Source organism: Halomonas maura (genome assembly GCF_030409305.1).
GTDB lineage: Bacteria > Pseudomonadota > Gammaproteobacteria > Pseudomonadales > Halomonadaceae > Halomonas > Halomonas maura.
On sequence record NZ_JAUFPQ010000031.1, the window covers coordinates 43167 to 68207 of the forward strand.

24 protein-coding genes are annotated in these 25041 nt (G+C 68.9%); 8 read left to right on the forward strand and 16 right to left on the reverse strand.

Going from position 1 to position 25041, the window contains the following annotated elements:
• The first annotated feature begins 12 nt into the window (after window positions 1–12).
• The 3 genes from QWY76_RS19110 to QWY76_RS19120 are packed head-to-tail and all read left to right on the forward strand — an operon-like array spanning window position 13 to window position 3677.
• The gene (locus QWY76_RS19110) at window positions 13–1374 is read left to right on the forward strand and encodes a malonyl-CoA decarboxylase (RefSeq protein WP_290313120.1); all 1362 of its coding nucleotides are present in this window, start codon (window positions 13–15) and stop codon (window positions 1372–1374) included.
• A complete protein-coding gene (locus QWY76_RS19115) occupies window positions 1371–2894 on the forward strand; it encodes a malonate--CoA ligase (RefSeq protein ID WP_290313121.1) in 1524 nt (507 codons plus the stop codon). The genes QWY76_RS19110 and QWY76_RS19115 overlap by 4 nt, the downstream gene beginning before the upstream one ends.
• Window positions 2895–2918: 24 nt before the next feature.
• Window positions 2919–3677, forward strand: a complete 759-nt coding sequence (locus QWY76_RS19120; protein WP_290313123.1) for a maleate cis-trans isomerase family protein — start codon at window positions 2919–2921, stop codon at window positions 3675–3677.
• Here QWY76_RS19120 and QWY76_RS19125 read toward each other — a convergent pair.
• The 4 genes from QWY76_RS19125 to kynU all read right to left on the reverse strand — a co-directional run bounded on the left by QWY76_RS19125 (window position 3674) and on the right by kynU (window position 8524).
• The gene (locus tag QWY76_RS19125) at window positions 3674–5011 is read right to left on the reverse strand and encodes a DUF2252 domain-containing protein (protein WP_290313124.1); all 1338 of its coding nucleotides are present in this window, start codon (window positions 5009–5011) and stop codon (window positions 3674–3676) included. The two genes, QWY76_RS19120 and QWY76_RS19125, sit on opposite strands and share 4 nt — an antisense overlap.
• A gap of 79 nt (window positions 5012–5090) precedes the next feature.
• Window positions 5091–6434 (reverse strand): sodium-dependent transporter, encoded by a 1344-nt coding sequence (locus tag QWY76_RS19130; protein WP_290313130.1) that lies wholly within the window; start codon window positions 6432–6434, stop codon window positions 5091–5093.
• A 69-nt stretch (window positions 6435–6503) separates the two neighbouring features.
• Window positions 6504–7265, reverse strand: a complete 762-nt coding sequence (locus tag QWY76_RS19135) for an alpha/beta hydrolase (protein ID WP_290313131.1) — start codon at window positions 7263–7265, stop codon at window positions 6504–6506.
• A gap of 29 nt (window positions 7266–7294) precedes the next feature.
• Window positions 7295–8524, reverse strand: a complete 1230-nt coding sequence (kynU, locus tag QWY76_RS19140; RefSeq protein WP_290313132.1) for a kynureninase — start codon at window positions 8522–8524, stop codon at window positions 7295–7297.
• 134 nt (window positions 8525–8658) lie between these two features.
• Between kynU and QWY76_RS19145 the strand changes: the two genes are divergently transcribed.
• Together QWY76_RS19145 and QWY76_RS19150 are read left to right on the forward strand one after the other, a co-directional pair.
• On the forward strand, window positions 8659–9129 hold the full coding sequence (locus QWY76_RS19145) for an Lrp/AsnC family transcriptional regulator (protein WP_290313133.1): 471 nt from the start codon (window positions 8659–8661) through the stop codon (window positions 9127–9129).
• A gap of 100 nt (window positions 9130–9229) precedes the next feature.
• Entirely contained in the window at window positions 9230–9463 is a 234-nt protein-coding gene (locus QWY76_RS19150) for a metallothionein (RefSeq protein WP_290313134.1), read from the forward strand.
• A 212-nt stretch (window positions 9464–9675) separates the two neighbouring features.
• On the opposite strand, the gene QWY76_RS19155 is transcribed toward QWY76_RS19150, so the two are convergent.
• Both QWY76_RS19155 and QWY76_RS19160 read right to left on the reverse strand, forming a co-directional pair.
• The gene (locus QWY76_RS19155) at window positions 9676–10050 is read right to left on the reverse strand and encodes a DnaJ family domain-containing protein (protein WP_290313135.1); all 375 of its coding nucleotides are present in this window, start codon (window positions 10048–10050) and stop codon (window positions 9676–9678) included.
• 94 nt (window positions 10051–10144) lie between these two features.
• On the reverse strand, window positions 10145–10813 hold the full coding sequence (locus QWY76_RS19160; protein ID WP_290313136.1) for a DUF1028 domain-containing protein: 669 nt from the start codon (window positions 10811–10813) through the stop codon (window positions 10145–10147).
• A gap of 203 nt (window positions 10814–11016) precedes the next feature.
• Here QWY76_RS19160 and QWY76_RS19165 point away from each other — a divergent pair, with 203 nt between their 5' ends.
• The 3 genes from QWY76_RS19165 to QWY76_RS19175 all read left to right on the forward strand — a co-directional run bounded on the left by QWY76_RS19165 (window position 11017) and on the right by QWY76_RS19175 (window position 14959).
• Window positions 11017–11862, forward strand: a complete 846-nt coding sequence (locus tag QWY76_RS19165; protein WP_290313137.1) for a FadR/GntR family transcriptional regulator — start codon at window positions 11017–11019, stop codon at window positions 11860–11862.
• A gap of 345 nt (window positions 11863–12207) precedes the next feature.
• Window positions 12208–13470 carry an allantoate amidohydrolase gene (locus QWY76_RS19170; RefSeq protein ID WP_290313138.1) on the forward strand — a complete coding sequence of 421 codons (1263 nt, stop codon included), beginning with the start codon at window positions 12208–12210 and terminating at the stop codon, window positions 13468–13470.
• 70 nt (window positions 13471–13540) lie between these two features.
• The gene (locus QWY76_RS19175; RefSeq protein WP_290313139.1) at window positions 13541–14959 is read left to right on the forward strand and encodes a YfcC family protein; all 1419 of its coding nucleotides are present in this window, start codon (window positions 13541–13543) and stop codon (window positions 14957–14959) included.
• A 187-nt stretch (window positions 14960–15146) separates the two neighbouring features.
• Here QWY76_RS19175 and QWY76_RS19180 read toward each other — a convergent pair whose 3' ends face one another.
• The 10 genes from QWY76_RS19180 to antA all read right to left on the reverse strand — a co-directional run bounded on the left by QWY76_RS19180 (window position 15147) and on the right by antA (window position 24773).
• Entirely contained in the window at window positions 15147–16352 is a 1206-nt protein-coding gene (locus QWY76_RS19180; RefSeq protein ID WP_290313140.1) for an alpha/beta hydrolase, read from the reverse strand.
• A gap of 5 nt (window positions 16353–16357) precedes the next feature.
• A complete protein-coding gene (locus QWY76_RS19185; RefSeq protein WP_290313141.1) occupies window positions 16358–17620 on the reverse strand; it encodes a TRAP transporter large permease in 1263 nt (420 codons plus the stop codon).
• Window positions 17617–18165: a TRAP transporter small permease gene (locus QWY76_RS19190; RefSeq protein ID WP_290313142.1), complete on the reverse strand. Its 549-nt coding sequence runs from the start codon at window positions 18163–18165 to the stop codon at window positions 17617–17619. The genes QWY76_RS19185 and QWY76_RS19190 overlap by 4 nt, the downstream gene beginning before the upstream one ends.
• Window positions 18166–18220: 55 nt before the next feature.
• Window positions 18221–19204 carry a TRAP transporter substrate-binding protein gene (locus QWY76_RS19195; protein WP_290313143.1) on the reverse strand — a complete coding sequence of 328 codons (984 nt, stop codon included), beginning with the start codon at window positions 19202–19204 and terminating at the stop codon, window positions 18221–18223.
• A gap of 74 nt (window positions 19205–19278) precedes the next feature.
• Window positions 19279–20253, reverse strand: a complete 975-nt coding sequence (gene catA, locus QWY76_RS19200) for a catechol 1,2-dioxygenase (protein ID WP_290313144.1) — start codon at window positions 20251–20253, stop codon at window positions 19279–19281.
• Window positions 20254–20317: 64 nt separating this feature from the next.
• Window positions 20318–20608, reverse strand: coding sequence for a muconolactone Delta-isomerase (gene catC, locus QWY76_RS19205; RefSeq protein WP_290313145.1), 291 nt, complete (start codon window positions 20606–20608; stop codon window positions 20318–20320).
• A 29-nt stretch (window positions 20609–20637) separates the two neighbouring features.
• Complete coding sequence (locus QWY76_RS19210; RefSeq protein ID WP_290313146.1) at window positions 20638–21762, reverse strand: muconate cycloisomerase family protein; 1125 nt, start codon at window positions 21760–21762, stop codon at window positions 20638–20640.
• Between the two features lie 96 nt (window positions 21763–21858).
• Window positions 21859–22875, reverse strand: a complete 1017-nt coding sequence (antC, locus tag QWY76_RS19215; RefSeq protein ID WP_290313147.1) for an anthranilate 1,2-dioxygenase electron transfer component AntC — start codon at window positions 22873–22875, stop codon at window positions 21859–21861.
• A gap of 20 nt (window positions 22876–22895) precedes the next feature.
• Window positions 22896–23381, reverse strand: coding sequence for an anthranilate 1,2-dioxygenase small subunit (antB, locus tag QWY76_RS19220; protein ID WP_290313148.1), 486 nt, complete (start codon window positions 23379–23381; stop codon window positions 22896–22898).
• Window positions 23382–23384: 3 nt separating this feature from the next.
• Complete coding sequence (gene antA, locus QWY76_RS19225) at window positions 23385–24773, reverse strand: anthranilate 1,2-dioxygenase large subunit (RefSeq protein ID WP_290313149.1); 1389 nt, start codon at window positions 24771–24773, stop codon at window positions 23385–23387.
• Between the last annotated feature and the right edge of the window lie 268 nt (window positions 24774–25041).

Below are 25041 nucleotides of genomic sequence, written 5' to 3' on the forward strand. Positions count from 1 at the left end.
AGGCGACCCGCCATGAACATGAGCTTCCTCCAGGAAATGTTCAGCACCATCACCCAGCGCGATGCCCTGCGCCGGCGGCGTAGCGACGAGCGGCTGCCCGCCAGCCATGGTCGCCTGGTCGAGTCCTGCAGGGCGCTGCTGGAAAGCGATGGCGAGGCGTCGAGCATCACCCTCGCCGGCCGTTGCCTGGAGCTCTACTCGAGGCTCGACGCCCCGGAGAAGCAGCGCTTCTTCGAGCGCCTCACCGAGGACTTCTCCGCGGACCCCGGGCACATCGACCAGGCCTATGCCCGCTACCGCGACTCGCGGGACACCCTCGCCCTGCAGGCGCTGTTCGATGCCTGCGAGCCGAGCCGCCAGGAGGTGCTGCGCCGGCTCAACCTGACCAGCGGCGGCACCCACGAACTGGTGCGCATGCGCGAGGACCTGCTGCCGCTGCTGCCCGAGCATCCCGAGCTGGGCGCGCTGAACGCCGACTTCGCGCACCTGTTCGCCTCCTGGTTCAACCGCGGCTTCCTGGTGCTCAAGCGCATCGACTGGAACACCCCGGCCGCCATCCTCGAGCGCATCATCCACTACGAGGCGGTCCACGAGATCCAGGACTGGAACGACCTGCGGCGTCGCCTGGACGCCCGCGACCGCCGCTGCTTCGCGTTCTTCCATCCGGCGATCGGCGACGAGCCGCTGATCTTCGTCGAGGTGGCCCTGAACAAGGGCCTGCCCGACCAGATCCAGGCGATCCTCCACGGCCACGACAACGACGTCGAGGCCTCGGACGCCGCCGACACCGCGGCCTTCTTCGGCATCAGCAACTGCCAGACCGGACTGCGCGGCATCTCCTTCGGCAACTTCCTGATCAAGCAGGTCGTCCAGGAGCTGAAGCAGGAGCTGCCCGGGCTGCGCCACTTCGTCACCCTGTCACCGGTGCCCGGCTTCCGGCAGTGGCTCGAGACCACCTGTCTGGGCGACGATGCCCCGCTCGCCGGCGAGGCCCGCCAGGTCCTCGAGGCCCTCGAGACCGACGACTGGCACCGGGACCCGCAACGGGCCGCCGCGCTCGAGGAGGTCGTCAAGCCGCTGGCCGCCCACTACCTGCTGCGCGAGAAGAACCGCCGCGGCCTGCCGCTCAACCCGGTGGCGCGCTTCCACCTCGGCAACGGCGCGGAGCTGCATCGCATCAACTGGCTGGGCGACGTGTCCACGAAGGGCCTGCGCCAGGCCGCCGGGCTGATGGTCAACTACCTCTACGTGCTCGACGACATCGAACGCAATCACGAGCAATACAGCACCGACGGCACCATCGCCCACTCCTCGGGCATCCGCGACCTCGACCGGCGCGCCCGCAAACTGCTCAAGGGAGAGACTGCAAAATGAGCCACAACCTCTTCGACACCCTGGCCCGCCGCATGCAGGACCGGGGGGATGCCGAGTTCATCATCACTCGCGAGGGGCGCGGCTATACCTATGCCCAGGCCCTGGCGGCGACGAGCCGAGTGGCGGGCGCCCTGACCGCGCTGGGCGTAAGCCCCGGCGATCGCGTCGCCGTGCAGGTGGACAAGAGCCCCGAGACCGTCCTGCTGTACCTGGCCTGCCTGCGCATCGGTGGCGTCTATTTGCCGCTCAACACCGGCTACACCGGCGAGGAGATCCGCTACTTCCTGGGCGACGCCGAGCCCGCGCTGTTCGTGTGCCGTCCCCAGGACCTCGACAGCGCCCGGCAGATCGCCGGGGAATGCGGCTGCCCGGCGGTCGAGAGCCTCGGCACCCGGGGCGACGGCAGCCTGATGGCCCAGGGCGAGACGGCCACGCCGCGCGACGACATCGTGCCCCGCGGCGAGCGCGACCTGGCGGCGATCCTCTATACCTCGGGCACCACCGGGCGCTCCAAGGGCGCCATGCTGACCCATGACAACCTGCGCTCCAACGCCGAGGCGCTGGTGGCGAGCTGGCGCTTCACCGACGCCGACCGGCTGATCCATGCCCTGCCGATCTTCCATACCCACGGCCTGTTCGTGGCCTGCAACGTGGTGATGATGTCCGGCGCCAGCATGCTGTTCCTGCCGCGCTTCGATGCCGACGTGATCGTCGAGGAGCTGCCGCGGGCCACCGCCATGATGGGGGTGCCGACCTTCTATACGCGCCTGCTGCAGGACGAGCGGCTGAGCGCGGCACTGACCGCCAGCATGCGCCTGTTCGTCTCCGGTTCGGCGCCGCTGACCGCCGAGACCCACCAGGCCTTCGAGCAGCGCACCGGCCACGCCATCCTCGAGCGCTATGGCATGACCGAGACCAACATGAACCTCTCCAACCCCTACGACGGACGGCGCATCGCCGGCACCGTGGGCCGCCCGCTGCCCGGCGTCGAGATCCGCATCACCGACCTCGAGACCGGCGAGCCCGTCGCCGACGGCGAGATCGGCATGCTCCAGGTGCGCGGGCCCAACGTGTTCATCGGCTACTGGCGGATGCCCGAGAAGACCCGAGAGGAACTGCTCGAGGACGGCTTCTTCATCACCGGCGACCTGGCCCGGGTGGAGGAGCACGGGTACGTACAGATCGTCGGCCGCGACAAGGACCTGGTGATCTCCGGCGGCTACAACGTCTACCCCAAGGAGATCGAGCAGGTCATCGACGAACTCGACGAGGTGGACGAGTCCGCGGTGATCGGCGTGCCGCATCCCGACTTCGGCGAGGGGGTGACCGCCGTGGTGGTGCCGCGCCCCGGCGCCCGGATCGACGAGACCCGGGTCATCGAATCACTGGCGGGACGGCTGGCCAAGTACAAGCAACCCAAGCGGGTGTTCTTCGTCGACGCGCTGCCGCGCAACACCATGGGCAAGGTGCAGAAGAACCAGCTGCGACAGCAGTTCCGGGATACCTACGCCGCCTCCTGATCACGCCGTCCGAGAGGAACCGCCATGCCTGCCACGGCCTATCGCATCGGCCAGATCGTGCCGAGCTCCAACACCACCATGGAGACCGAGATCCCGGCGCTGCTGCGCGCCCGGGAGGCGGTGGCGCCGGAGCGCTTCACCTTCCATTCCAGCCGCATGCGCATGAAGCAGGTGACCCGCGAGGAACTCGCGGCCATGGACGATGCGTCCGAGCGCTGCGCCCTGGAGCTCTCCGACGCCGCGGTCGACGTGATGGGCTATGCCTGCCTGGTGGCGATCATGAGCCGTGGCCGGGGCTATCACCGCGACTCCCAGCGGCGCCTGCACGAGGTGTCCGTCGCCAACGGCCAGCCGACCCCGGTGGTCAGCAGCGCCGGGGCCCTCACCGAGGGCCTGGCGACGCTGGGCGCCCGGCGCGTGGCCATCATCACGCCCTACATGCCGGCGCTGACGCGGATGGTGGTGAACTACATCGAGGCCGAGGGCATCCGGGTGGTCGACAGCATCGCCCTGGAGATCCCCGACAACCTGGAGGTCGGTCGCCGCGACCCGATGGCCCTGGTCGACATCGTGCGTCGCCTGGACCTTCGCGAGGCGGACGCCATGGTGCTGTCGGCCTGCGTGCAGATGCCGTCGCTGGCGGCGATCCAGACGGTGGAGGACGGCCTGGGACTGCCGGTGGTCTCCGCCGCCACCTGTACCGTCTTCCAGATGCTCAGGGCCCTCGACCTGGAGCCCCGGGTGCCGGGAGCCGGCCGGCTGCTGAGCGGCGATTACCGCTAGCCGGCCGTGACCTCTTCCTCGACCGTCGCCTCGGCCTCCACGAAGGTGCGATAGTCCTGGCCGACGCAGTCGGCATAGCTCAGCGCCAGGGTCGCCACCATGGCGACGAAGTGGTCCAGCCGCCCCTCGATCCGCGCGCAGACGCTGCGCGCGAAGCGCGCCGGGTCGTCCGGGTGCAATGCCCGGGCGCCGCGCAGGTGCTCGCGGGCGAGGATCCGGCCCCACTGCCGGGCCAGCTTGCGGTAGGGCTTGGCGCCGTCGAGCTTGTGGGTCGGGAAGTCGTCCTTGAAGGGCGAGCGCTCGCGTACCGAAAACACCGTCTCGCCCAGGTGCAGCCAGCCCAGGTAGAGGTCCGGGTGCTCGGCGATGGCGCTGAAGGCCGCGGCGTGGCGCGCCCCCTCGTGGGGGAAGGCGCGGCGCCAGGCGCGCTTCTCGGCGGCGTTCATCAGCCGCCAGCCCTCCGGGGGCGTCTGCTGCTTGATGTCGAGGATGACGTCGTCGTGCTCGTGGTCCCGGCCGCCCTCGATCAGCACGTAGAAGCGCTCGAGCCCCAGCGACCCGGTCCCGGCGTCGAGCCGCCGGGCCATATCCTTGATCCGGAAGTGGTCCCCCTCGGCCTCGGCACGCGCGCCGCGCAGGGTCTGGCGGTACTCCTCCTCGATGGCCTTGCGCAGCTGGCTGGCCTGGTGGGCCGGCAGCCGGGCCAGCTTGTCCGGGCGGTCCTCGACGGCGAAGCGCCTGCCGTCCTCGCCGAGCGTGGTCCACTTGTCGAGCATCTTCGCCCGGCTGCGCTTGGCGGCCACCTTCTCCAGGAAGGGGGCGAGCGGCCCCTTGGCGGTCTCCCGGGTCACGGCCAGGGGCTCCTCGCCGCGGACATGCCCGGCGAGCTCGTCGACATAGGCCTCGACCAGGGCATCGAGGGCCTTGTGGGCGCCCTTGCCGGAGAGCTCGGCGTTCTCCCGGGCGTCGAGCACCAGGCTGATGGCCAGGCGCCAGAGGTCGTACTGGTAGTCGCCGATCAGCGCATCGTCGAAGTCGTCCATGCCGTAGCGCACGGCATCGTCGTGATGGCCGTAGGCGCCGAAGTTGTAGGCGTGGGCGTCGCCCTGCAGCCAGGTCTGGGTCTCCGGCAGGCCGCCGTAGAGGGCGAAGCGCCAGTCGTGCCAGACGTCGGCCCAGTACAGGTGGTTGGTGCCGCGAAAGAAGCGGTACGGCGACTCGGCCAGCTTGGCGTACTTGGCGGCGCGATCCTCGGCGGAGAGGCCGGCATTGACGGCGGTGATGGCGTCGAGGACCTGGCGGGGACGGTTGTGACGGGTGAGCGGTTGCGACATGCGTGGACTCCCAATGGCAGACGGGGCCGCAGTCCCGCGGCCCCCGTCAGTCAAGCAAGCCAGCCGAGCGCCGGCAAGCCTAGAGCCCGTTGACCAGCACGACGATGGGCAACACCGGGCAGACGAAGCGGATATACCAGGGCCACAGCTTCCAGAACAGGGTGTCCTCGATCTCCGGCGCCCCGCGCCGCAGCTCCTGCAGCTTGGCGTTGCGCGACAGCAGCCAGCCGACGTAGAGGCACACCAGGGCGCCGATCAGCGGCATGTTGTAGTTGATGGTAACGGTGATCGCCCAGCCGAACAGCGTCTCGAAGTGCGCCAGGATCAGCGTGGAGATCGCGAAGATCACCCCGCCCATCAGCAGGGTCGCCCAGCGCCGCGAGACCCGCCCGGTCTCGACGATGGTCGCCACCGGCACCTCCAGCACCGGGAACATCGAGGTCAGGGCGGCGATCGCCAGCAGGGCGAAGAACAGCACCTCGAGCCCGGCGCCGAGGCCCCCCAGCTGGGCAAACATCGCCGGCATGACGTCGAACAGCAGGGTCGAGGAGCTCTGCAGCTGCCCGCCGGCATCGAAGATGTCCACCCCCAGCTCGTCGGCCACGAACATCGAGGGCACGATCAGCAGGCCCCCGATGAAGGCCACGCCCATGTCGATGAACATCACCTGGGCACCGGTCTTCGGCAGGCTGGCCTCACGGCTCAGGTAGGAGCCGTAGATCACCATGGCGCCGACGCCGATGGACAGCGAGAAGAAGGCCTGGCCCATGGCATCCATCACCAGCTGGCCGGTGACCCGCGAGAAGTCCGGCACCAGGTAGGCGGCGAGCCCGCCGGTGGCCCCGGGCAGGGTCATGACCACCACGATCAGCACCAGCATCAGCACGATCAGCATCGGCATCAGGCGCTTGGACCAGCGCTCGATGCCCTTGTTGACGCCGGCCAGCACTACGCCGACCGTCACCAGCATGGCCAGGCTGGCCAGCCCCCAGTCCTTCCAGAACCCGGCGGCGTCGAGCCGCGCGGCCCAGGCCTCGAGGCCCAGCAGGTCGAACAGCGGCGTCAGGGTGTCACCGATCAGCCAGCCGGTGACGATGGCATAGAAGGCCTGGCCGAGGCAGGCGGTGAGGATCGCCAGCACGCCGATGCCGGCGCCCAGGCGGCCGGCACCGCCGTCACCGCCGACCCGAGACATGGCGGTGATGATGCCGCTCTGGGCATGGCGGCCCAGGGTCAGCTCGGCCATCAGCGCCGGGTAGGCCAGCACGAAGGCCATCACCAGGTACAGCAGCAGGAAGGCGCCGCCGCCGTTGTTGGCGGCCATGGACGGGAAGCTCCAGACGTTGCCGAGGCCCACGGCGGCACCGGCTGCAGCCATCAGGAAGCCGAAGCGAGAGGAAAATTGCGCTCTTGTGTTGTTCATGACGAAAGGATCCATGGGGAGTCGCTTCACGACTCCACTGTCGTTGTTGTGGTGGCCGCCTGCGGCGGCCTATAGGTGGTCGAGAATGTCGAAGTGATCGCAGCCCGGCAGGTCGACGAGCGCCGCCTCGCGGCCGGCCGCACGCAGCGCGGTCACGAAGTCGGCGCCCTGGCGGCGGAAGGCCGGGGTATCGTGCTCGGCGATCGCCACCCGGGCGGGCGGCAGCGCCGAAAGATCGTCGAACAGCGGGCTCAACGATCGGGCCCGGGCCCGATCGAGGCCCAGAGGCGCGTTGACATAGGTGTCCACCAATGGGGTCAGGTCGTAGACGCCGCTGACCAGCAGCAGGGCATCGACGCGTACCCCGCCCGCGGCGGCCACCCGGCAGGCCAGCTGGGCGCCGGCGCTGTGGCCGCCGAGGGTCACCGGCCCGGCGCCGCCGCGCTCATCGAGGGCCACGAGGGCCATCTCGAGGCCGCGGGCACACTGCCCGACCATGACCTCGATCGACGTCGCCGGCGCCAGGCCATAGCCCAGCGAGGCGAAGGCCATGCCGCGGGCCAGATAGCGCTCGGCCAGGAAGTCGGTGGCGGTGTGATCCAGCTCCTGCCAGTAGCCGCCGTGGATGAACGCCATCAGCGGCCAGGGGCCCGCGCCCTCGGGGACGAACAGGTCCAGGCGGGCCGCCGGATCGTCGCCGTCGACCAGTTCTAGGGGGCACAGGCGCGTCGCCAGTGCCTGCCCGGCCGCCGCCTGGCGCGCCAGGGTGGCCTCGACGTCGCGGGCGAAGCGGCTCGGCGAGTAGGCGTGGTCCAGGGCCTCGTCGGTCATGACATGCGCTCTCCTTGCTTTCCCTGACGTCAGGTCACCGCGCTGCGCACCTGGAAGCGCGGCTCCCGGTACTCGCCGCTCTCGACCACCTCGCGGAAATGCCGCGCCGCCTGCCAGACGTCCTCGAAGCTCAGGTAGAGCGGCGTGAAGCCGAAGCGCATCAGCCCCGGCTCGCGGTAGTCGCCGATCACCCCGCGGGTGATCAGCGCCTGGACGATGGCGTAGCCATGCTCGGTGTCCACCAGCGAGACCTGGCTGCCCCGCACCTCGGCGGGCGGGGTGAGGTCCTCGATGCCGTGGACATCGAGCAGGTCGGCCAGGCACTCGCGGAACAGCTCGCTCATCGCCAGGCTCTTGTCGCGCAGGGCCGGCATGTCGACCTCGGCCCACATCGCCAGCGAGGCCTCCAGGGCGCTGTAGATCAGCGCCGAGTGGGTCCCGGTGCGGAAACGCGTGATGTCGCCGGCCGGGGCATAGTCGGCGTCGAAGGCGAAGGGCGCGGCGTGGCCGTGCCAGCCGGAGAGCGGCTGCCAGCCGCCGGCCTGGTGGTCGCGGTGGACGTACAGGAAGGCCGGCGCCCCGGGCCCGCCGTTGAGGTACTTGTAGGTGCAGCCCACCGCATAGCGCGCGCCGCAGCCGTTCAGATCCACCGGCAGCGCCCCCGCCGAGTGGGCCAGGTCCCAGATCACCTCGGCGCCGTGGTCATGCACCAGCCGAGTGGTGGCCGCCATGTCGCGCAGCCGCCCGGTGCGGTAGTTGACCTGGCTCAGCACCACCACGGCCACGCCATCCAGATGCTCGGCGAGCGCGGCGCCCTCGGGCAGGAAACGGTGCTCATGGCCGCTGATCCGACAGAAACCCTGGGCAATATAGCCGTCGGTGGGGAAGTTGCCGCCCTCGCTGAGCACCGCGCGGCGGCCGTCGCTGCATCGTCCGGTGATGTAGCCCAGCAGCTTGAAGAGATTGAGCGTGATGTTGTCGGTGACCACCACCTCACCGTCGCGGGCGCCGATGATGGGCGCCATCAGGTCGCCGAGGCGCTCGGGAGCATCGAACCAGCCCTGGTTCCAGCCCTTGATCAGCTCGTCGCGCCACTGGTCCAGGGTGCCGTCCACCGCCTCGCGGGCCGCCCTCGGCTGGGCGCCGAGGGAGTTGCCGTCGAGGTAGAGGACGCCCTCGGGCAGGGCGAAGCGGCGCTTGAAGTCGGCCAGGGGATCCTGGCGGTCGAGGTCGCGGACGCGATCCAGGCTCACGCTCATGTCGGGTCTCCGGAAAGGAAAGGGAATCGCCTGAGGGCATTCTAGGGGGAGACGGATGACGCGGGGTTGCGTTTTGATGCGCCTGGCACCACCTTGTGTGCAAGACTTTTGCATCAAGGATCGAAAAACGAGAAATGACGTCACTCGATCGCTTCGACCTGAAGCTCCTCCAGGCCCTGCAGCGCGACGCCCGCCTCACCCTCGGCGCCCTCTCCGAGGCGGTCAGCCTCTCCCCCAGCCAGTGTTCGCGACGCCTGGCGCGGCTCGAGCGGGAGGGCGTGATCCAGGGCTATTCGCTGCGGCTGGACCCGCCCTCCCTGGGACTGGCGGTGACGGCCTTCATCTTCATCTCGGTGGACAAGCAGCGCATGCACACGCCCCGGGAAGCCGTGGCGGCCCTGCTGGCCCGGGAGGAGGTCATCGAGTGCCATACCGTCACCGGCAACCACGACTTCCTCCTCAAGGTGATGGTGGAAAGCCTGGGGGCGCTGTCGCACTTCCTCGCCGAGGCCGTGAGCCCGATGGAGGGCCTCCGTGACGTCGCCACCCAGGTGGCCATGGAGTCGCTCAAGACCAATGGCCCGCTGAGGGTCGAGGCCGGCTAGCACCCCATCGGCGGGCAATGGCGGGCCGGTTGGCCGTGACCCATACTCCAGGCAGCCTGGGCACCATACACCGCATGGGGATAACCGAGAGGACAAGGCCATGGGCACCTGTGATACCTGCGGCAACGGCTATGACGACTCCTTCCAGGTGATCAAGGACGGCACCGAATACACCTTCGACTGCTTCGAGTGTGCGATCCACAAGCTGGCGCCCGAATGCGCCAGCTGCGGCATCCGGATCATCGGCCACGGGGTCCAGCACGGCCAGGCCGTCTACTGCTGCGGCCACTGCGCCCACGGAGACGGCGCCAGCAACATCGTGGATCACTACTGATCCCGTCCCATCCGCCGGTCGGCGCCAGCAACGAGGGCAAGCCGATGACGCTCGGTGACGCCTGCAGCCGGGACCTGGTCATCGCCGCATCGCCGACGGAGATCCGCGATGCGGCGAAGCTGATAAGCACGCAGCACGATTGTTCACCGAGACCCTGGGCAGGAAACGGCGCCCGGGCGAGAGGCCCTGGGGCAGCGCCGAACGTGGCCGCCTCAGTCCTGCTTGTCCAGGCGCCGGATCAGGCTGTCCCGGTACTCGCCGCGCTCGAGCAGCAGGCTAGGCTCACGGCCACGCGATCCCAGCCGGCTTCGCAACAGGGCGAGCCGGGCGCACGCCCGCCTGTGCTCCTCGCCATGGTCGAGTCGGGCGATCAGGCTCTCCACCTCGCGGATCTCGCGCACCAGCTCCAGTTCCGGCGGCAGGAAGCCGGCGTTCTTGAGCAGCCGGTAGCCGGCGCGCAGCGCCGGCGGGACCAGGCTGTCGTCGTCCAGGTGCAGCGGCTGGCCGCGACCCGGCAGGCGGTCCAGCGCGCCGCCGTCGAGCGCCTGCTGGATATGGGCTTCCGCCAGCTGATCGACCAGGGTCATGCCCTTCCCTCCCAGGGGACGGCCTGGAGTAGACCTCTTTGTTGAGCGTAACAGCGATCACGCGGGCCGAGGACGCCTGGTGGCAGGCCTCGGCTCAGTGGCGATGCGGTGCCTCGCCGGTGGGCAGGCGTGCCAGGAAGGCCTGGAAGGCCTGGTCTTGGCGAATCCGCCGATGCAGCTCGCCCAGCGCCGTCACGGCGTCCGACGAGTGGTCGATGCGCAGGTCGAGGGGCAGGCCCCCGGGGGCGCGCACCTTGAGTGCCGCCGACACCAGCCCCCGGCGGTCGCCGCCGGCTCGCTGGCCAGCGATGAGGGCGGCCAGCAACGCCTCGGCCAGCGCCTCGCCGGAGGCCATCGCCTGCCGGTAGGCCGCGATCATGGCGGGCACCACCTCGTGGCTGCCCAGCATGTTCCCCGCGACCACCAGGCCGGGCTCCAGGTGCAGATCGCAGACCGGCACGTTGCTCGCCCCGGTCCAGCCCGCCACCTCGCCGCGACGATCCATCAGCGCCAACTGCCGCCAGGCCTCACCCCGGTCGGCGCGACGCAGTTCGGCCACCGCCGCGGTCACCGCCTCGCCGGCCGCGAGCCTCGTCAGGCCGCGCTCGGCCGCCATCACGCTGGTGCTGTAGCCCTGGGTGATGGCGGCCCCGACGCCGGCCAGCAGGTGCGGCACGAAGCCGCCCAGGGCGGGCCCCCCGGTGGCACAGGCGATACCCAGGGTCCGTCGGTCGCGATCCAGGGCGATCAGGCTGAAGGTCATGGGACACTCCTGTGAGAGGCATCGGCGGCATTGGCGCCAAACGCCGCGAATATTTATCATGACAAATATCATGACATCAGGATCGGCGACAATCGCCCCGCCGAGCGAGGGACCCACCCGTCTGGACAGCGTACCGGAGAATACGGATCATCGGGCCCGTCGCCACCGGCCATGCCATCCCGGCCCGCCCATGAAGGAGAGTGATGAGCCAGCCCCCACGACACACCGCGCGCCGTACCCGTCCCGAGATCATCGGCGAGGCGATCAAGGAGTACATCGCGCGTCACGGCCTCGCCCCCGGCGATCGCCTGCCCCAGGAATCCCACCTGGTCGAGGCGCTCGACGCCTCGAAGGGCACCATCCGCGAGGCGCTGCGCGGCCTGACGGCCCAGGGACTGATCCAGACCCGTACCGGCCCCGGCGGCGGCGCCTTTATCTGCGAGGTCAGCGACGACCGTGCCATGGAGCTGCTGGGCAACTACTTCTTCTTCCGCCCGCCGACCATCCATGACATCTACGAGGTCCGCAAGCAGCTCCAGCCGGCCATGGTGGCCAGCCTCGAGGGCGTGCTGGACGACGATGCCTTCCGGCGCCTGGAAGCGGTCATGGCCTACTACACCCATCCTCCCGCCTCGCTGGAGGAGGAGCGCACCCAGCGCATCAAGGAACTGGAGTTCCACCTGGTGCTGGTGGATTACTGCCCCAACCCCCTGCTGGCGCTGATGTGTCGCTTCATGATCCGCCTGCTGATGAGCCTGACGACCTGCCAGCGGATCTACGACCGGCCCTACCCGGAGCTGCGCCAGCGCGGCTACGACTTCCAGCGCCGACTGCTCGACGCCCTGCGCGACGACGACATGGAGCAGGCGCGCCGCATCATGAGCGAGCACATGCAGGCCGCCCAGGCGCTGATGGAGGCGCGGGAAGCCACCCTCGACAAGGCCTTCTTCCGCGCCGACGACACCGCCGGCGAGGCCCCGAGCCGCGAGTACCTGGCGCTGCGCGACCTGTCCGACGCCATCGATCCCTTCACCGCGCCCTCGAGCTAGACCCCACCGAGTCTCCCCTCCCCCGGCGGGCCCGCCCGGCAGGCATCCGGGGGCGTCGCCCTGCGCGCCGTCGGCTCGACGAGCCGAGAGGCCCCCTCCCCTCGACCCGGCCATGCCAGGCGACTAGACCATCGTCGCATCCCGGGCAAGCGCCCCCCCGCAAGGAATTTATCATAACAAATTGTTTTCCCCCGACTTCGCCCGGCCGTCGGCCGAAATGGCGCGCCTGTGTGGCAAGCGGCAGCGATTGACAGCGCTCGTCGGGCGCCACTAGCCTCTATTTATCATGATAAATTAACGACGCCATGGCGGTGCCGATTTCGGCCGCCTCGGCAAGGGGAATCCATGAATCATTCGTACGAACCGGCCGCCCGACAGGCCTGGCAGTGGCTGGAAACGGCGGCCCGCTTCAGTGAGACCCGGGACCCGGACCGCGAGGGCGTCAGCCGGCGCTGCGCCACGCCGGAACACCGCGCCACCCTGGAGGCGCTGGGCGGCTGGATGCGCGAGCTGGGCATGTCGGTACGGCTGGACAACGGCGCCAACCTGATCGGCCGTCATGCCAGCGCGACCCCGGGGGCCCGCACGCTGCTGCTCGGCTCGCACCAGGACACCGTGCCCAACGGCGGGAAGTACGACGGCATCCTGGGCGTGATCCTGCCGCTGGCGCTGGTCAAGTACCTGAAGGACAACGCCATCGCGCTGCCCTTCCATATCGACGTGGTGGCCTTCAGCGACGAGGAGGGCACGCGCTTCAGCTCGACGCTGCTGGGCTCCAAGGTGCTCGCCGGCACCTTCGACGACGCCATGCTGGAGGCCACCGACGATGCCGGCGTGACGCTGCGCGAGGCCCTCGAGGCCTTCGGCTGCCACCCCGAGCGCATCGCCGGGGATCGCTATGCCCCCGAGCGGGTCCTGGCCTTCCTCGAGGTGCATATCGAGCAGGGCCCCCAGCTCGAGCTCGAGGACCTGCCGGTCGGCGTGGTGAGTGCCATCACCGGCATCGAACGCCACCGGCTAACCATCCGCGGCCAGGCCGGCCATGCCGGCACGGTGCCCATGCACGTGCGCCAGGACGCCCTGGTCGGCGCCGCCGAGGTGATCCGCCTGGTGGATGCCCTGTGCCGGGAGACCGAGGAGCTGGTCGGCGTGGTGGGCAAGATCGAGAACGCCCCCAACGGGGTGAACGTCATTCCCCAGACCACCACCCTGTCCATCGAGCTGCGCTCGCCGCGCGACGCGATCCGCCACCAGGCCCGGGACACGCTGCTCGAGCGCATCGATGCCGCGCTGACCGCCTCCCGCCTGGGCATCGACCATGCCCTGACCTACGAGCAGTCCGCCGTGCAGTGCTCCGCGTGGCTGTCCGAGGAACTGCAGGGCGCGGTACGCGACAGCGGCCTCCCGTCGAGGGTGCTGTTCAGCGGGGCGGGCCATGACGGCCTGGCCATGCGCTCGCTGTGCGATATCGGCATGCTCTTCCTGCGCTGCGAGGGGGGCGTCAGCCACCATCCCGGCGAGGCCATCGATCCCGAGGACCTGACGGCCGCCGTCGAGGTCCTGGTCCGCGTCTGCCGCCGCCTGGCCCAGCGCCACGACGCGGCATGACACCACTCCCCGACTCGCTTCACCCCCCACGACTACACCTACAACACCGACAACGCTGCGAGGGTTGACCATGAGCCAATCTCAACAACAGACCCAGACCTCGGCACCATCGGCATCCACGGCGCCGAAGTGGTACCAGCGCGTGCCGGACCCGATGGTCCTGATCTTCCTGATCCTGGTGGCCGCCTACCTGATGACCTTCATCGTGCCGGCCGGCGAGTTCCAGCGCGAGATGGTCAATGGCAGGACGACGGTCATTCCCGACTCCTTCCGCTACCTGGCGGACGTGGCCAATCTCCACGTCTTCAACATCTTCGTGGCCATCCCCGAGGGGCTGATCGCCGCCTCGCAGTACCTGTTCATCGTCTTCATCGCCGGTGGGCTCTTCCACATCCTGCAGCGCACCGGGGCCCTGGAGAACGCCATCGGCGTCGCCGTCCACCGGGTCGGTGCCGAGCATAGTACCCGCAGCCGCAACCTGATCATCGTCGCCGGGACCTTCATCTACGGGTTCTTCGGCGTCGCCGTCGGCTTCGAGAACAACATCGCCCTGGTGCCCATCGGCGTGCTGATCGCCACGGCCATCGGCTGCTCGCGGCTGGTCGGCGTGACCATGGCCGTGGGCGGCATCGGGGTCGGGTTCGCCCTCTCGCCGATCAACCCCTATACCGTCGGCGTGGCACAGGGCATCGGCGAGCTGCCGACCTTCTCCGGCTGGGGGCTGAGGACCCTGATGGTGATCGGCTGCCTGGCCACCCTGAGCGCCTTCATCTGCCGCTACGTGACCCGCATCGACTATCGCGACGACCAGCCCGCCGAGCTCACCAAGCGACTCGAGGACTACACCCTGACGCGCCGCGACCTGATGACCCTGGGCATCTTCGTGGCCGGCCTGGTGGTCATGCTGGTCGGCGTGTTCACCAACGACTGGTACATCAACGAGATCGCCGGGATGTTCCTGTTGATGGCGATCGTGATCGGCTTCGCCAACGGGCTGGGGGCCAACGAGCTGGTCAAGCAGATGATGGAGGGCGCCTCCACCGTCACCGCCGGTGCCCTGGTGATCGGGGTCGCGGCGTCGATCCAGGTCATCCTCAAGGACGCCCAGATCATCGATACCATCGTCCACGCCCTGAGCGGCCTGGTGGGCGACATGCCGACCGCCCTGGCGGCGGTGGCCGCCAGCGTCATCCAGGGCATCATCAACCTGTTCGTGCCCAGCGGCTCGGGCCAGGCGCTGGTGACCATGCCGATCCTGATTCCGCTGGCCGACCTGATCGACATGAGCCGCCAGCTGATGATCACCGCATTCCAGGTGGGCGACGGCCTGACCAACCTCATCGTGCCCACCTCGGGCGGCACCCTGGCCATGCTGGCCCTGGGCCGGGTCTCCTATGCCCAGTGGCTGCGCGTGATCATGCCGCTGATGGTGCTGGTCTATGCCATGTGCTGGATCGCGCTGATCGCCGGTCACTATCTCGGCTACTGAACTCGGCGGCCGAGCCGGAGGAACTCCCGGCCCGGCGTTACCGGGTATCACGAACGGGGCGAGCGTCCGCATCAGCGGATGCTCGCCCCGTTCGTTTCCGCGCCGTCCAGGGTGATCGGGCGGGGGCACGGGAGCGCTGCCGACGAGCGATCCGCCGCGTCAGCGGCGGCCATTCCCCCGAGTTCGTTCAGTCCGTGGCGTCAGTTGGCGTCGCCGGCTCGGTCGCCATCAGCGCCCGCGAGGCCGCCAGCAGCTCGCCGTTGGCCAGGGTCTCCATCACCGAGAAGTGGTGGGTGCCGGGCACGCTCGAGACCACGATGCCGTCGAGGGCATCGCCCCAGCGCTCGGCCAGCCCCCGGGACTGCCAGTGGAATTCCTCGCTCTCCCGCTCGCCGACGGCCAGGTGCAGACGCAGGCCGGGGTTGGGGGTGGCATGCAGCGGGCTCAGCGTCCGCGCCGTCTCGGCGTCCGGCAGGCCAAGCAGCGGGCCGAAGCTCATGTGGCGCATCGGTTCGAGCTCGTACAGCCCACTGACCAGCAGCGCGGAATGGATGGGATCCCCCGGCATGGCCGGGTCCATGGCAGGCCAGTCGGTGCTGGCCAGGCAGGCCCCCAGATGCCCTCCGGCGCTGTGCCCGCAGACCTGGATCCGCGACCGGTCGAAGCCGTAGCGCTCGGCCCGGTGCCAGAGGTGGCGAAGCGCCAGGTGCACGTCGTCGACCTGGTCGGCGATCGTCGCCTCGGGGCACAGCCGGTAGTTGAGCAGCGCCACCGCCCAGCCGGCGTCGAGATGGCCCTCGATCAGCTGCGCGTGCTCGGCCTTGTCCATGGCCTGCCAGTAGCCGCCGTGGAGGAACACCAGCAGCGGCGCGTTCGGCCGAGGCGCGGGAAAGAAGTCGAAGCGCTGCAGCGGCGCCTCGCCGTAGGCCAGCTCCCGCTGCACGTCTCGCGAGGCCAGGACACGCTGCCCCGCGTCCCGCCAGCGCTCGAAGATCTCCAGGTGCTCCGGCACGGCCGCCCGGGCGCTGTAGGCCGCGTCGATCTCGGCCGGGGTCAGGCCATGCCAGACCGGAGCCGCCTCGGAGGCGGGAGGCGACGCCGTCGCCAGGGTGACCGCCAGGCCGATGGTCGGCGCCTCCCCCGCCCGAACCTCAACGCTTGCCGGCTGGAAGCCGCCGAAGACCTCGCGCCAGAGCCGGTCGCAGGCCGGGTCTCGGGGATCCAGCCAGGCGCCCGGCGAGGTCACGGTCAGCCGCTGCATCCCGGCCGTCGAGCAGTGGGCGGCCTTGAGGCGGCCGAGCAGCGCCACCGCCGCCTCGCGATAGGCGGCCACCATGGCCGCGGCAGCGTCGTCGTCCAGGGCCGCCTCGGCCCTGAGGGTCGTCATCGTCATGGCGGTCATCCGATCAGCACCAGGGTCAGCCAGGGCTGCCAGGCCAGCAGCACCAGGGCCACCAGGCTCATCAGCAGGAAGGGCCAGAGCGCGCGGAAGATCCGCCCCGGCGGCACCCCGGTCATCGACGAGCCGATGAACAGGCCCGCCCCCACCGGCGGCGTCAGCAATCCCAGCACCAGAGTCAGGCAGACCACCACACCGAACTGGTAGGCACTGATGTCGAACTGGTTCTGGGCGATCGGCAGCAGGATCGGCACCACCAGGATCAGCGCGGCGATACCGTCGACGATCATGCCCACCAGCAGCAGGATGCCGACCACCAGCATCAGGAAGGCGAAGGGATCCTCGGTCAGCCCGGCGATCCAGGCCGCGGCCATCTGCGGCAGTTCCTCGTAGACGATCACCCAGCCGAACACCCCGGCGGCGGCGATCAGCATGATCACCAGGCCGGCATTGAAGGCCGTGCGCCTGAGGATCTCGGGTAGCCGGGCGAAGCTCAGGTCGCGGTAGACATAACGGCCGATCAGCAGCGCCGCCAGCGAGGCCAGGGCCGCCGACTCGGTGGGCGTGGCCAGGCCGGCGAGGATGCCGCCGATGATGATCAGCGGGATGCTCATGGCCGGCAGGCCCATCAGCAGGAAGCGCCGGGCCTGCGCGCGGGTCGGCCACTGGCCCTGGGGATACTGCTGGACCAGCCCCACCGCGGCGATGGCCAGGAAGAACAGTCCTCCCATCAGCAGCCCCGGGAGGATGCCGGCGATGAACATGTCGGCGATCGGCACCTGGGCCATCACTCCGTAGAGCACGAACAGCATCGACGGCGGGATGATCGGCGACAGCAGCCCGCCGGCGGCGGTGATGGCCGCGGCGAACGGCTTGTCGTAGCCGTCCTCTTCCATGGCCGGGACCATGGCCCGCGACATGATGGCGATCTGCGAGGCCGCCGAGCCGACGATCGCGGCCATCATCATGTTGGCGACGAGGTTGATGTAGACCAGCCCGCCACGGAAGCCGCCGACCAGGATCCGCGCCAGGTCGATCAGCCGCCGGGTCAGCCCGCCCTCGTTCATCAGCTCGCCGGCGAGCATGAACAGCGGGATGGCCAGCAGGCCGTAGTTCTCTATGGCCCCATACAGCTGTTGGGGATAGGAGGCGAACAGCAGGATGTTGCCGGAATCGGCGATGTACCAGGCGGCGGTGAGCGCCAGCACCAGGGCGATGGGCACCGCGCCCAACAGCAGGACGGCGAAGACGACGAGAGTCATGCGAGCCTCCTTTCCGCGCCCACCAGGCCCTTCACGCCGTCGATCAGGTTGACGACGGCATGCAGGGCGAGCGAGACGGCGAAGATCGGCAGGCACAGCCAGGCCCAGAACTTGGGAATGCCCAGCGTGCGCGAGGTTTCGGAGTAGATGAAGTTGAAGGTCTCCCCCTGGAAGGCCTGGAGATCGAAGCCGGTGGCCCACAGGGTCGCCGGGTCGTACCAGCGCCAGCACAGCACGGCCAGGAAGAGCGCGAAGAACAGCACCATGGCGTCGACGAAGAGGTGCAGCCCTTGGCGCATGCCATCCGGCAGGGCATCGACCAGCAGGGTCACGGCGACCCCTTCGCGGCGCTTGAGCACCGCCGAGGTGGTGAAGAAGGTCATCCAGATCATGGCGTGGATGGCCAGTTCGTCGGTCCAGTAGAGGGCATGGCCGAGCGAGCGGGTGGCGATATTGAGCAGGATCAGCAGGCTGATCAGCGCGGCCAGTCCCGCCGCGATCGCCCCTTCACAGCGGGCGATGCCGGACGAGAGTCGTTTGAACATGACGGCCTCCAGGGGCCCCTGCGCATGGCCGGGGCGGTGACGGGTCAGGCGGGAATCACTCGGCGAGTTCGGCAGCCGTGTCGCGCAGGGCGGCCAGCGACGGGGCCTTGGGCGCCCAGACGCCTTCCCACTTCTCGATGGCGTCGGCGAAGAACTCGGGACCGATATCGGTGACGGTGATGTCCTGGCGGCGCAGGTCCTCGCCCCAGGCCTCGTGGTTCTCCTGGAAACGGGTCATGACGTTGTCGGCATGCTCGGCCATGGCGGTGCGGATCAGTTCGCGATCCTCGCCATCGAGCTGGGCCCAGACGCGACCGGAGACCACCGCCACCATGGGAAACATCATGTGGTTGGAGACCACCAGGTTGTCGGCCTGCTCGTAGAATTTGAGCAGCCGGATGGCGTCGTAATCCATGTCGATGGCATCGACCTGACCGTTGGCCAGGGCGTCATAGACGGCGGGCAATGGCAGCGGTGTGGGGGCGGCACCGGCGGCGGCGTAGAAGTCGCGGATCGGGTCGAAGGGCGTGATGCGCACCTTGAGCCCGCTCAGGTCCTCGGCGGACTCGATGGGCTCGCGGCTGAGGATCTGGCGCATGCCGGCCATGCCGTAGCCCACCCCGACCAGCCCGACCTGGGCCGGCATCTTGTCGAGCAGGCCCTCGGCGGTGTCCGAGTGCAGCAGGGTCACGGCATGATCGATGTCCTCCACCAGGAAGGGCGCGTAGAGGGCGCCGAAGTCCGGGATGCGGTTGGAGATCTCGGCCAGGGTCAGGAAGGCCATGTCCAGGGAGCCCGCCTGGAGCTGCTGGACCATCTGCGCCTCGGTGCCCAGCTGCTGGGCGGGGAAGATGCTGACGCTGTGTTCGCCGCCGGAGCGCTCGGCCAGGGTTTCGGCGAAGCCCTCGGCCTCCTGGGTCCAGATGTGCGGCTGGGGGGTGATCAGGCCCAGCCGGAAGTCACGGGCCTGGGCGCTGAAGGCGGTGACGGAAAGCGACGCCGCCACGGCAGCGGTCATCAGGGTCTTGAGCGTGTTCATGGGGTTGGTCTCTCTTGTTGTAGTCTTCGCTGGTGGCACCGGCCCCGGAGGGCCGGCTATCGACGCGGGGCGCGTTACACCTTGGCGGTAGCGGCCTGCTGGCTGGCCTGATCCTGCTCGTCTTCCTTGGCCCGCGGGCGGTTGTGGCGATGCTGAAGCTCGGGATTCGCGGTCGCCGACAGCTCGATGTCGAACACCACCTCGGTGAAGGGTCCCTCGAGGCCGCGCTTGTCGGCCTCGGCGGCGTCCTCGATCCGCTGGCCCGGCACCACCAGCTCCTCGCGGGTGGCGAAGGCGAAGTCGTCGTAGGTGTAGGGATCGCCGGCCAGATTGATCTGGGTGGTCAGGTGCTGGTGCCCCGGCGCCGAGATGAAGTAGTGGATGTGCGCCGGCCGCTGGCCGTGACGGCCGAGCAGGTCGAGCACCTGCTGGGTCGGGCTGTCCGGCGGGCAGCCGTAGCCGGAGGGAATGATGCTGCGCACCGCGTAGCGGCCCTCGGCGTCGGTGATGATGGTGCGGCGCAGGTTGTACTCGCTCTGCGAAGGATCGAAGAAGGAGTAACCGCCCTTGGAGTCGGCGTGCCAGATCTCGACCCTCGCGCCGGCGACCGGGTTGCCGTCGGTGTCACGCACCTGGCCGGTCAGCCACATTGCCTCGGCGTCGGTGTCGGTGCCATCGTCCATGCGTCCGGAGCCCTGAAGCTCGGGGGCGCCGGCCACGTACAACGGGCCCTCGATGGTGCGCGGGGTGCCGCCGGTGCGACCGGCCTCGGCGTCGGCGGCGTCCATGCGCATGTCCAGGTAGTGATCGAAGCCGAGCCCCGGGGCCAGCAGGCCATACTGGGTGCCCTGGCCAAGCGCGTTGAGCACGCTGACGGCGGACCAGAACTCCTCGGGGGTGACGTCGAAGTCGTCGATCAGCTTGAACAGGTCACCGACCAGGCGATGCAGGATCCGCTTGGCGCGCTCGCTGCCACCGTCCTGGTCGAAGCCGGCGACGGCCTTCAGGAAGTCCTGCACCTCGGGGGTATCGAAGATCTTCACGGTCATGGTCGTTTCCTCGGTTGTTGTCGTCTGTTGGACGGCCGGCGACGCTGGCCGGCGTGCCCGTGATTCAGGAATCGTCGTCGCGGATCGCGGACGGGTGACGGCACAGCGGCGTGACGCGGATCTCCATGTAGGGGAACAGCGGCAGGTTGCCGACCAGCTCCTGCAGTTCGGCGTTGTCCTCGACGTCGAAGATGCTGACGTTGGCGTAGCTGCCGGCGACCCGCCACAGGTGCCGCCACTTGCCGGCATGCTGCAGCTCCTGGGCGTAGGCCTTCTCGCGCGCCTTGATCTCGGCGGCCCGCTCGGCCGGCATGTCCGGCGGCAGCTTCACGGTCATTTCCACCTGGAAGAGCATGGGCGTCTCCTTGGGATGCAGGGCGCGGCTCAGGCGCGGCGCCGATAATGGTTGAGCTTGTCCTCGTCGAGGCTGATGCCGAGGCCGGGGCCGGCCGGCAGGTCGACGCCGAACTCGTGGTAACGCAGCGGCTCGGCGACGATGTCGTCCTTGAGCAGCAGCGGGCCGAACATCTCGGTGCCCCAGGTCAGCTCGCCGAGCGTCGCCCAGGCATGCAGGGAGGCGGCGGTGCCGATGGTGCCCTCGAGCATGGTGCCGCCGTAGAGGCTCACGCCGGCCGCCTGGGCGACGTGAGCCAGCTCGAGGACGCTGCGCGGCCCGCCGGCCTTGGCGATCTTCAGGGCGAAGGCATCGCCGAAGCCGCCGGCGGCCAGGGTGAAGCCGTCGCGAGCGTCGTGGACCGCCTCGTCGGCCAGCATCGGCACCACGAAGCGCTGGGCCAGCCGGGTCAGGCCGGCGAACTCCCGGGCCGGGATCGGCTGCTCGATGAGATCGATGCCGGCGGCCTCCAGGGCGTCGATGCCGCGGGCCGCGGTGGCCTCGTCCCAGGCCTGGTTGACGTCGACCCGCACGCTCGCCCTATCCCCCAGCGCCGCCTTGATGGCGCCGACGTGACGCACGTCCTGGTCCACCGGGTTGGCGCCGATCTTCAGCTTGAAGTCGCAGTGACGGCGCTCCTCGAGGCGCTGGAAGGCCTCGTCGATGTCCTTGCGGGTGTCGCCGCTGGCCAGCGTCCAGAGCACCGGCAGGTGAGCGCACTGGGCGCCGCCCAACAGTGCCGCCACCGACAGGCCGCGGCGCTTGCCCTCGGCGTCGAGCAGCGCGGTCTCGAGGCCCGACTTGGCGAAGCTGTTGCCGCGCACCTGGCGGGCCATGCGGGCCCGCAGGGCGTTGAGGTTGTGGGCCGGCTGGCCGACCAGCAGCGGCGCCAGGTAGGTGTCGATGGTCTGCTTGATGCCCTCGGGGCTCTCCGGGCCGTAGGCCAGGCCACCGATGGTGGTGGCCTCGCCCAGGCCCTCGGTGCCGTCGGACAACCTCAGGCGGATGATGACCAGCGTCTGGCAGGCCATGGTGGTCATCGAGAGCTTGTGCGGCCGGATGGTCGGCAGGTCGACCAGCAGGGTCTCGATCTCGTGGATCAGGATGTCGGACATCGGGGTCTCCAGGCGGCGCGCCGAGGGCCACCGCTCACGGGGTCAGGGTCGGGTGGACTCCGGCCGGCGGCGAGTCGCCCACCGGCCGCAGAGCGATCAGCTCGAGACGAACTTCTCGAAGAACAGCCGGTGTTCGCCGACCTCGCGCTCCTCGAGCCACTGCTTCGAGGCCTCGATCATCGGCGGCGGCCCGCACAGGTAGGCGTCGAAGGGCCGGGCCAGGAAGTCCAGGTCGAAGAGGTCGCAGACGACCCCCTTCCTGCCCTGCCAGGCCTCCGAGGGATTCATCACCACGGTCTCGTAGGCGAAGTCCGGCAGGGTCTCGGTGAAGGCGTCCAGGCGGTCGAGCTCGCTGAGGTCGGCCTCCTGGGTCACGCCGTAGCACAGCCGGATCGGCTGGGCGCAGTCGCCCGCCTCCTCGAGCCGCTCGAGCATGCCGAGGAAGGCCGAGAGACCGGTGCCCCCCGCCACCATCAGCAGCGGGCTCTGCACCTCGCGCAGGTAGAAGGCGCCCAGCGGGGCCTCCAGGGAGATGGCGTCGCCCGGCCGGGCGCGATCGCGCAGGTAATCGCTCATCACCCCGCTGGGCAGCAGGCGAATCAGGAAGCGCAGCCGGCCCTCCTTCACCGAGGCGGTGGCGAAGGAGTAGGCCCGCCAGGCGTCGGTGCCCGGGATCTCGAGGCGCGCATACTGCCCGGGCAGGAACTGCAGCGCCTGGGCGGGATCGTCGAGGGTGATCTCGAGGATGGCGGCCGCATCGGAGACCTGCTTCACGGCGCTGACGGTGGCCTCGTGCACCTCGGTGGCCACGCTGCACACGTCGGAGTCCACGTCGAAGTAGAAGGAACCGTGGGCGGAACGTAGTCGCGTCTGGCAGGCCAGCACGTGGCCCTCGGCGATCTCCTCCTCAGTCAGCGCCTCCTCGTCGATGTACTCGACATCGACCTCTCCGGCCTCGCGCAAGCAACGGCAGGTCCCGCAGACACCCTCCCGGCAGTCCACCGGCAGGTTGACCCCGTGACGCTGGGCGGCGTCCATCAGCAGCTCGTTGTCGTCGACCTTGACGAAGCGCGTGGTGCCGTCCCGAAAGACGATGGCGGCTGTTTTATGCATGACTCGCCCTCCAGCGAAACTCAGACGTGGTAGAAATCCAGCACGGAATCGATCTTGTCGTTGAGCAGCACGCTGTGCTTGCGCAGGACCTTCCAGCTGTCGCCCTCGCCACGCAGGGTGTAGTCGGCGGTGCCGAAGAAGTGGCCGCTCTCGCCGAAGCGATAGAAGTGGGTCACCCAGTTGACCCGCACCTGGACGATGCCATCGCCCTGCTCCGTGCAGCGCACGTTGTCGATCAGGTGCAGGGTCCGCGGCAGCGGCGTGGAGGCCGCGGACTTGCCGGTGCGCAGGCGGAAGACGCGGTCCTCGATGCCGGTGCGGTCGGCGTAGTACATCAGCGACATCTCGCGCTTGGGATCGCGGGTGAGCTCGTCCTCGTTCTTCCACTGCGGGATGTGGAACTCGCACTCCGGCGCGAACTGGTCGAGATAGCCGTCCCAGTCGCGGTCATCGCAGAGCTCGGCCAGGCGGTACATGAACTGCTCGACGGATTGCTGAAGATTCATGGCTTACACCTCCTGGAGCTTGAGTGCTTTCTTCTCGAGGCCCTCGAGCAGCAGCCGCTGCCAGGTGCCGTGCTGGTTGACGTAGAGGCCCTCGTGGGTGAACTCGGTGCCGGTGATCACCGGCTTGATGCCGAGCACCCGGCTGTTGTGGGTCTCGCCGTACTGCCAGTCCTGATGCCCCCGGGAGATGTCGCTCCAGCGGGAGGCGCGCGCCTGGAAGCCGCGCTGCTGCTCGCGGAACTCCACCAGATCGTCGGGTGTGCCCATGCCGGAGACGTTGAAGAAGTCCTCGAACTGGCGGATGCGGTTTTCGCGGTCGGCATCGGACTCGCCCTTCACGCCCAGGCACAGGCTGATGACCTCGGTCTTGTTCCAGGCCACCGGGCGCACGATGCGCAGCTGCGAGCTGATCTGGTCCATGAAGAACAGGCTCGGGTAGATGTTCAGGTTGCGCAGGCGATGCATGGTCCACTCGGCGCGCTCCCGGGGGTGCTGCTCGAGCATGCGCGGCATCACGGTGGCGTAGCCGGGCCGCACCTGGGGGTTGGGCATGTCGCTGAACAGCAGGCTGTGGCCGTTGGCGAAGGAGAACCAGCCGTCGTCGGTGTCCTTGTCGCCGGCACCGAGCTTGCTGTAGTCGAGGGTGTCACCGTTGTCGCCGTGCTTCTGCGCCTCGAGTTCGCGGCGATGCTTCACGGTGGAGACGTAGTTGTAGTGCACGGTGCTGACGTGATAGCCGTCCAGGCCGTTCTCGTTCTGCAGCTTCCAGTTGCCGTTGAAGGTATAGGTGGACTTGCCCGGCAGCACTTCCAGTTCGCCGTCCTCGGCCTGCTCGACCATCATGTCGAAGAACAGCCGGGTGTCGCCGAGGAAGTCCTCGAGGCTATCGGTGCCCTCGGTGTCCAGGCTGATGAACACGAAGCCACGGTAGCTCTCGATGCGTGCCTGCTTGAGGCCGCGACTCGACTTGTCGAAGTCCGCCGGGTACTCGCTCGGCGCCTTGACCTTCACCAGGCGGCCGTCGGACTTGTAGCACCAGGCGTGGAAGGGGCAGGTGTAGGTGGACTGGTTGCCGCACTCGGTGCGCACCAGGGTCGCGCCACGGTGCTGGCAGGTGTTGGCCAGGGCCCGCAGCTGCCCCTTGCCGTCGCGCGCGATGATCATCGGCTGGCGACCGGCCTGCATGGTGATGAAGTCGTTGTTGTTCGGGACCTGACTCTCGTGGCAGGCGAAGATCCACTGCTTCTCGAAGATCAGTTCCATCTCCAGGTCGAACAGGGCCTCGTCGGTGAACATCTCCCGGGCCATCTGGTAGACGCCGTCATCGGGGCGGAAATCGAGACAGTTCTCGACGAATTGCTGCCACTCGGGGATAGAGCGTTGTGCTGTCATCGGTCATCACCGTCTTGTTGCTTGTCGTGGTGTGACCCAAGTTAGGCAGGCCTTCGCCTCGCCACTATTCGCTTCTTCGGCCAAGGCTATGCACTTTTTCGGCGTCGCGCAGGAACCCGCCTGCCAGGCCGACTCAAAACGCCTAGACTTTAGTCGCGACCCCAGCAAAAAGCCGTCCTGGCCTTGGCCCAAGCCAATGGAGATGTGGCATAAAGGTGCTATAATTCGCACAATAAAGTTCGCAATGCGCACAATACGCCGACATGCG

Coding starts and splice junctions, on each gene's coding strand:
- QWY76_RS19110 (WP_290313120.1), top strand. CDS start 13: ATGAACATGAGCTTCCTCCAGGAAATGTTCAGCACCATCACCCAGCGC.
- QWY76_RS19115 (WP_290313121.1), top strand. CDS start 1,371: ATGAGCCACAACCTCTTCGACACCCTGGCCCGCCGCATGCAGGACCGG.
- QWY76_RS19120 (WP_290313123.1), top strand. CDS start 2,919: ATGCCTGCCACGGCCTATCGCATCGGCCAGATCGTGCCGAGCTCCAAC.
- QWY76_RS19125 (WP_290313124.1), bottom strand. CDS start 5,011: ATGTCGCAACCGCTCACCCGTCACAACCGTCCCCGCCAGGTCCTCGAC.
- QWY76_RS19130 (WP_290313130.1), bottom strand. CDS start 6,434: ATGAACAACACAAGAGCGCAATTTTCCTCTCGCTTCGGCTTCCTGATG.
- QWY76_RS19135 (WP_290313131.1), bottom strand. CDS start 7,265: ATGACCGACGAGGCCCTGGACCACGCCTACTCGCCGAGCCGCTTCGCC.
- kynU (WP_290313132.1), bottom strand. CDS start 8,524: ATGAGCGTGAGCCTGGATCGCGTCCGCGACCTCGACCGCCAGGATCCC.
- QWY76_RS19145 (WP_290313133.1), top strand. CDS start 8,659: ATGACGTCACTCGATCGCTTCGACCTGAAGCTCCTCCAGGCCCTGCAG.
- QWY76_RS19150 (WP_290313134.1), top strand. CDS start 9,230: ATGGGCACCTGTGATACCTGCGGCAACGGCTATGACGACTCCTTCCAG.
- QWY76_RS19155 (WP_290313135.1), bottom strand. CDS start 10,050: ATGACCCTGGTCGATCAGCTGGCGGAAGCCCATATCCAGCAGGCGCTC.
- QWY76_RS19160 (WP_290313136.1), bottom strand. CDS start 10,813: ATGACCTTCAGCCTGATCGCCCTGGATCGCGACCGACGGACCCTGGGT.
- QWY76_RS19165 (WP_290313137.1), top strand. CDS start 11,017: ATGAGCCAGCCCCCACGACACACCGCGCGCCGTACCCGTCCCGAGATC.
- QWY76_RS19170 (WP_290313138.1), top strand. CDS start 12,208: ATGAATCATTCGTACGAACCGGCCGCCCGACAGGCCTGGCAGTGGCTG.
- QWY76_RS19175 (WP_290313139.1), top strand. CDS start 13,541: ATGAGCCAATCTCAACAACAGACCCAGACCTCGGCACCATCGGCATCC.
- QWY76_RS19180 (WP_290313140.1), bottom strand. CDS start 16,352: ATGACGATGACGACCCTCAGGGCCGAGGCGGCCCTGGACGACGACGCT.
- QWY76_RS19185 (WP_290313141.1), bottom strand. CDS start 17,620: ATGACTCTCGTCGTCTTCGCCGTCCTGCTGTTGGGCGCGGTGCCCATC.
- QWY76_RS19190 (WP_290313142.1), bottom strand. CDS start 18,165: ATGTTCAAACGACTCTCGTCCGGCATCGCCCGCTGTGAAGGGGCGATC.
- QWY76_RS19195 (WP_290313143.1), bottom strand. CDS start 19,204: ATGAACACGCTCAAGACCCTGATGACCGCTGCCGTGGCGGCGTCGCTT.
- catA (WP_290313144.1), bottom strand. CDS start 20,253: ATGACCGTGAAGATCTTCGATACCCCCGAGGTGCAGGACTTCCTGAAG.
- catC (WP_290313145.1), bottom strand. CDS start 20,608: ATGCTCTTCCAGGTGGAAATGACCGTGAAGCTGCCGCCGGACATGCCG.
- QWY76_RS19210 (WP_290313146.1), bottom strand. CDS start 21,762: ATGTCCGACATCCTGATCCACGAGATCGAGACCCTGCTGGTCGACCTG.
- antC (WP_290313147.1), bottom strand. CDS start 22,875: ATGCATAAAACAGCCGCCATCGTCTTTCGGGACGGCACCACGCGCTTC.
- antB (WP_290313148.1), bottom strand. CDS start 23,381: ATGAATCTTCAGCAATCCGTCGAGCAGTTCATGTACCGCCTGGCCGAG.
- antA (WP_290313149.1), bottom strand. CDS start 24,773: ATGACAGCACAACGCTCTATCCCCGAGTGGCAGCAATTCGTCGAGAAC.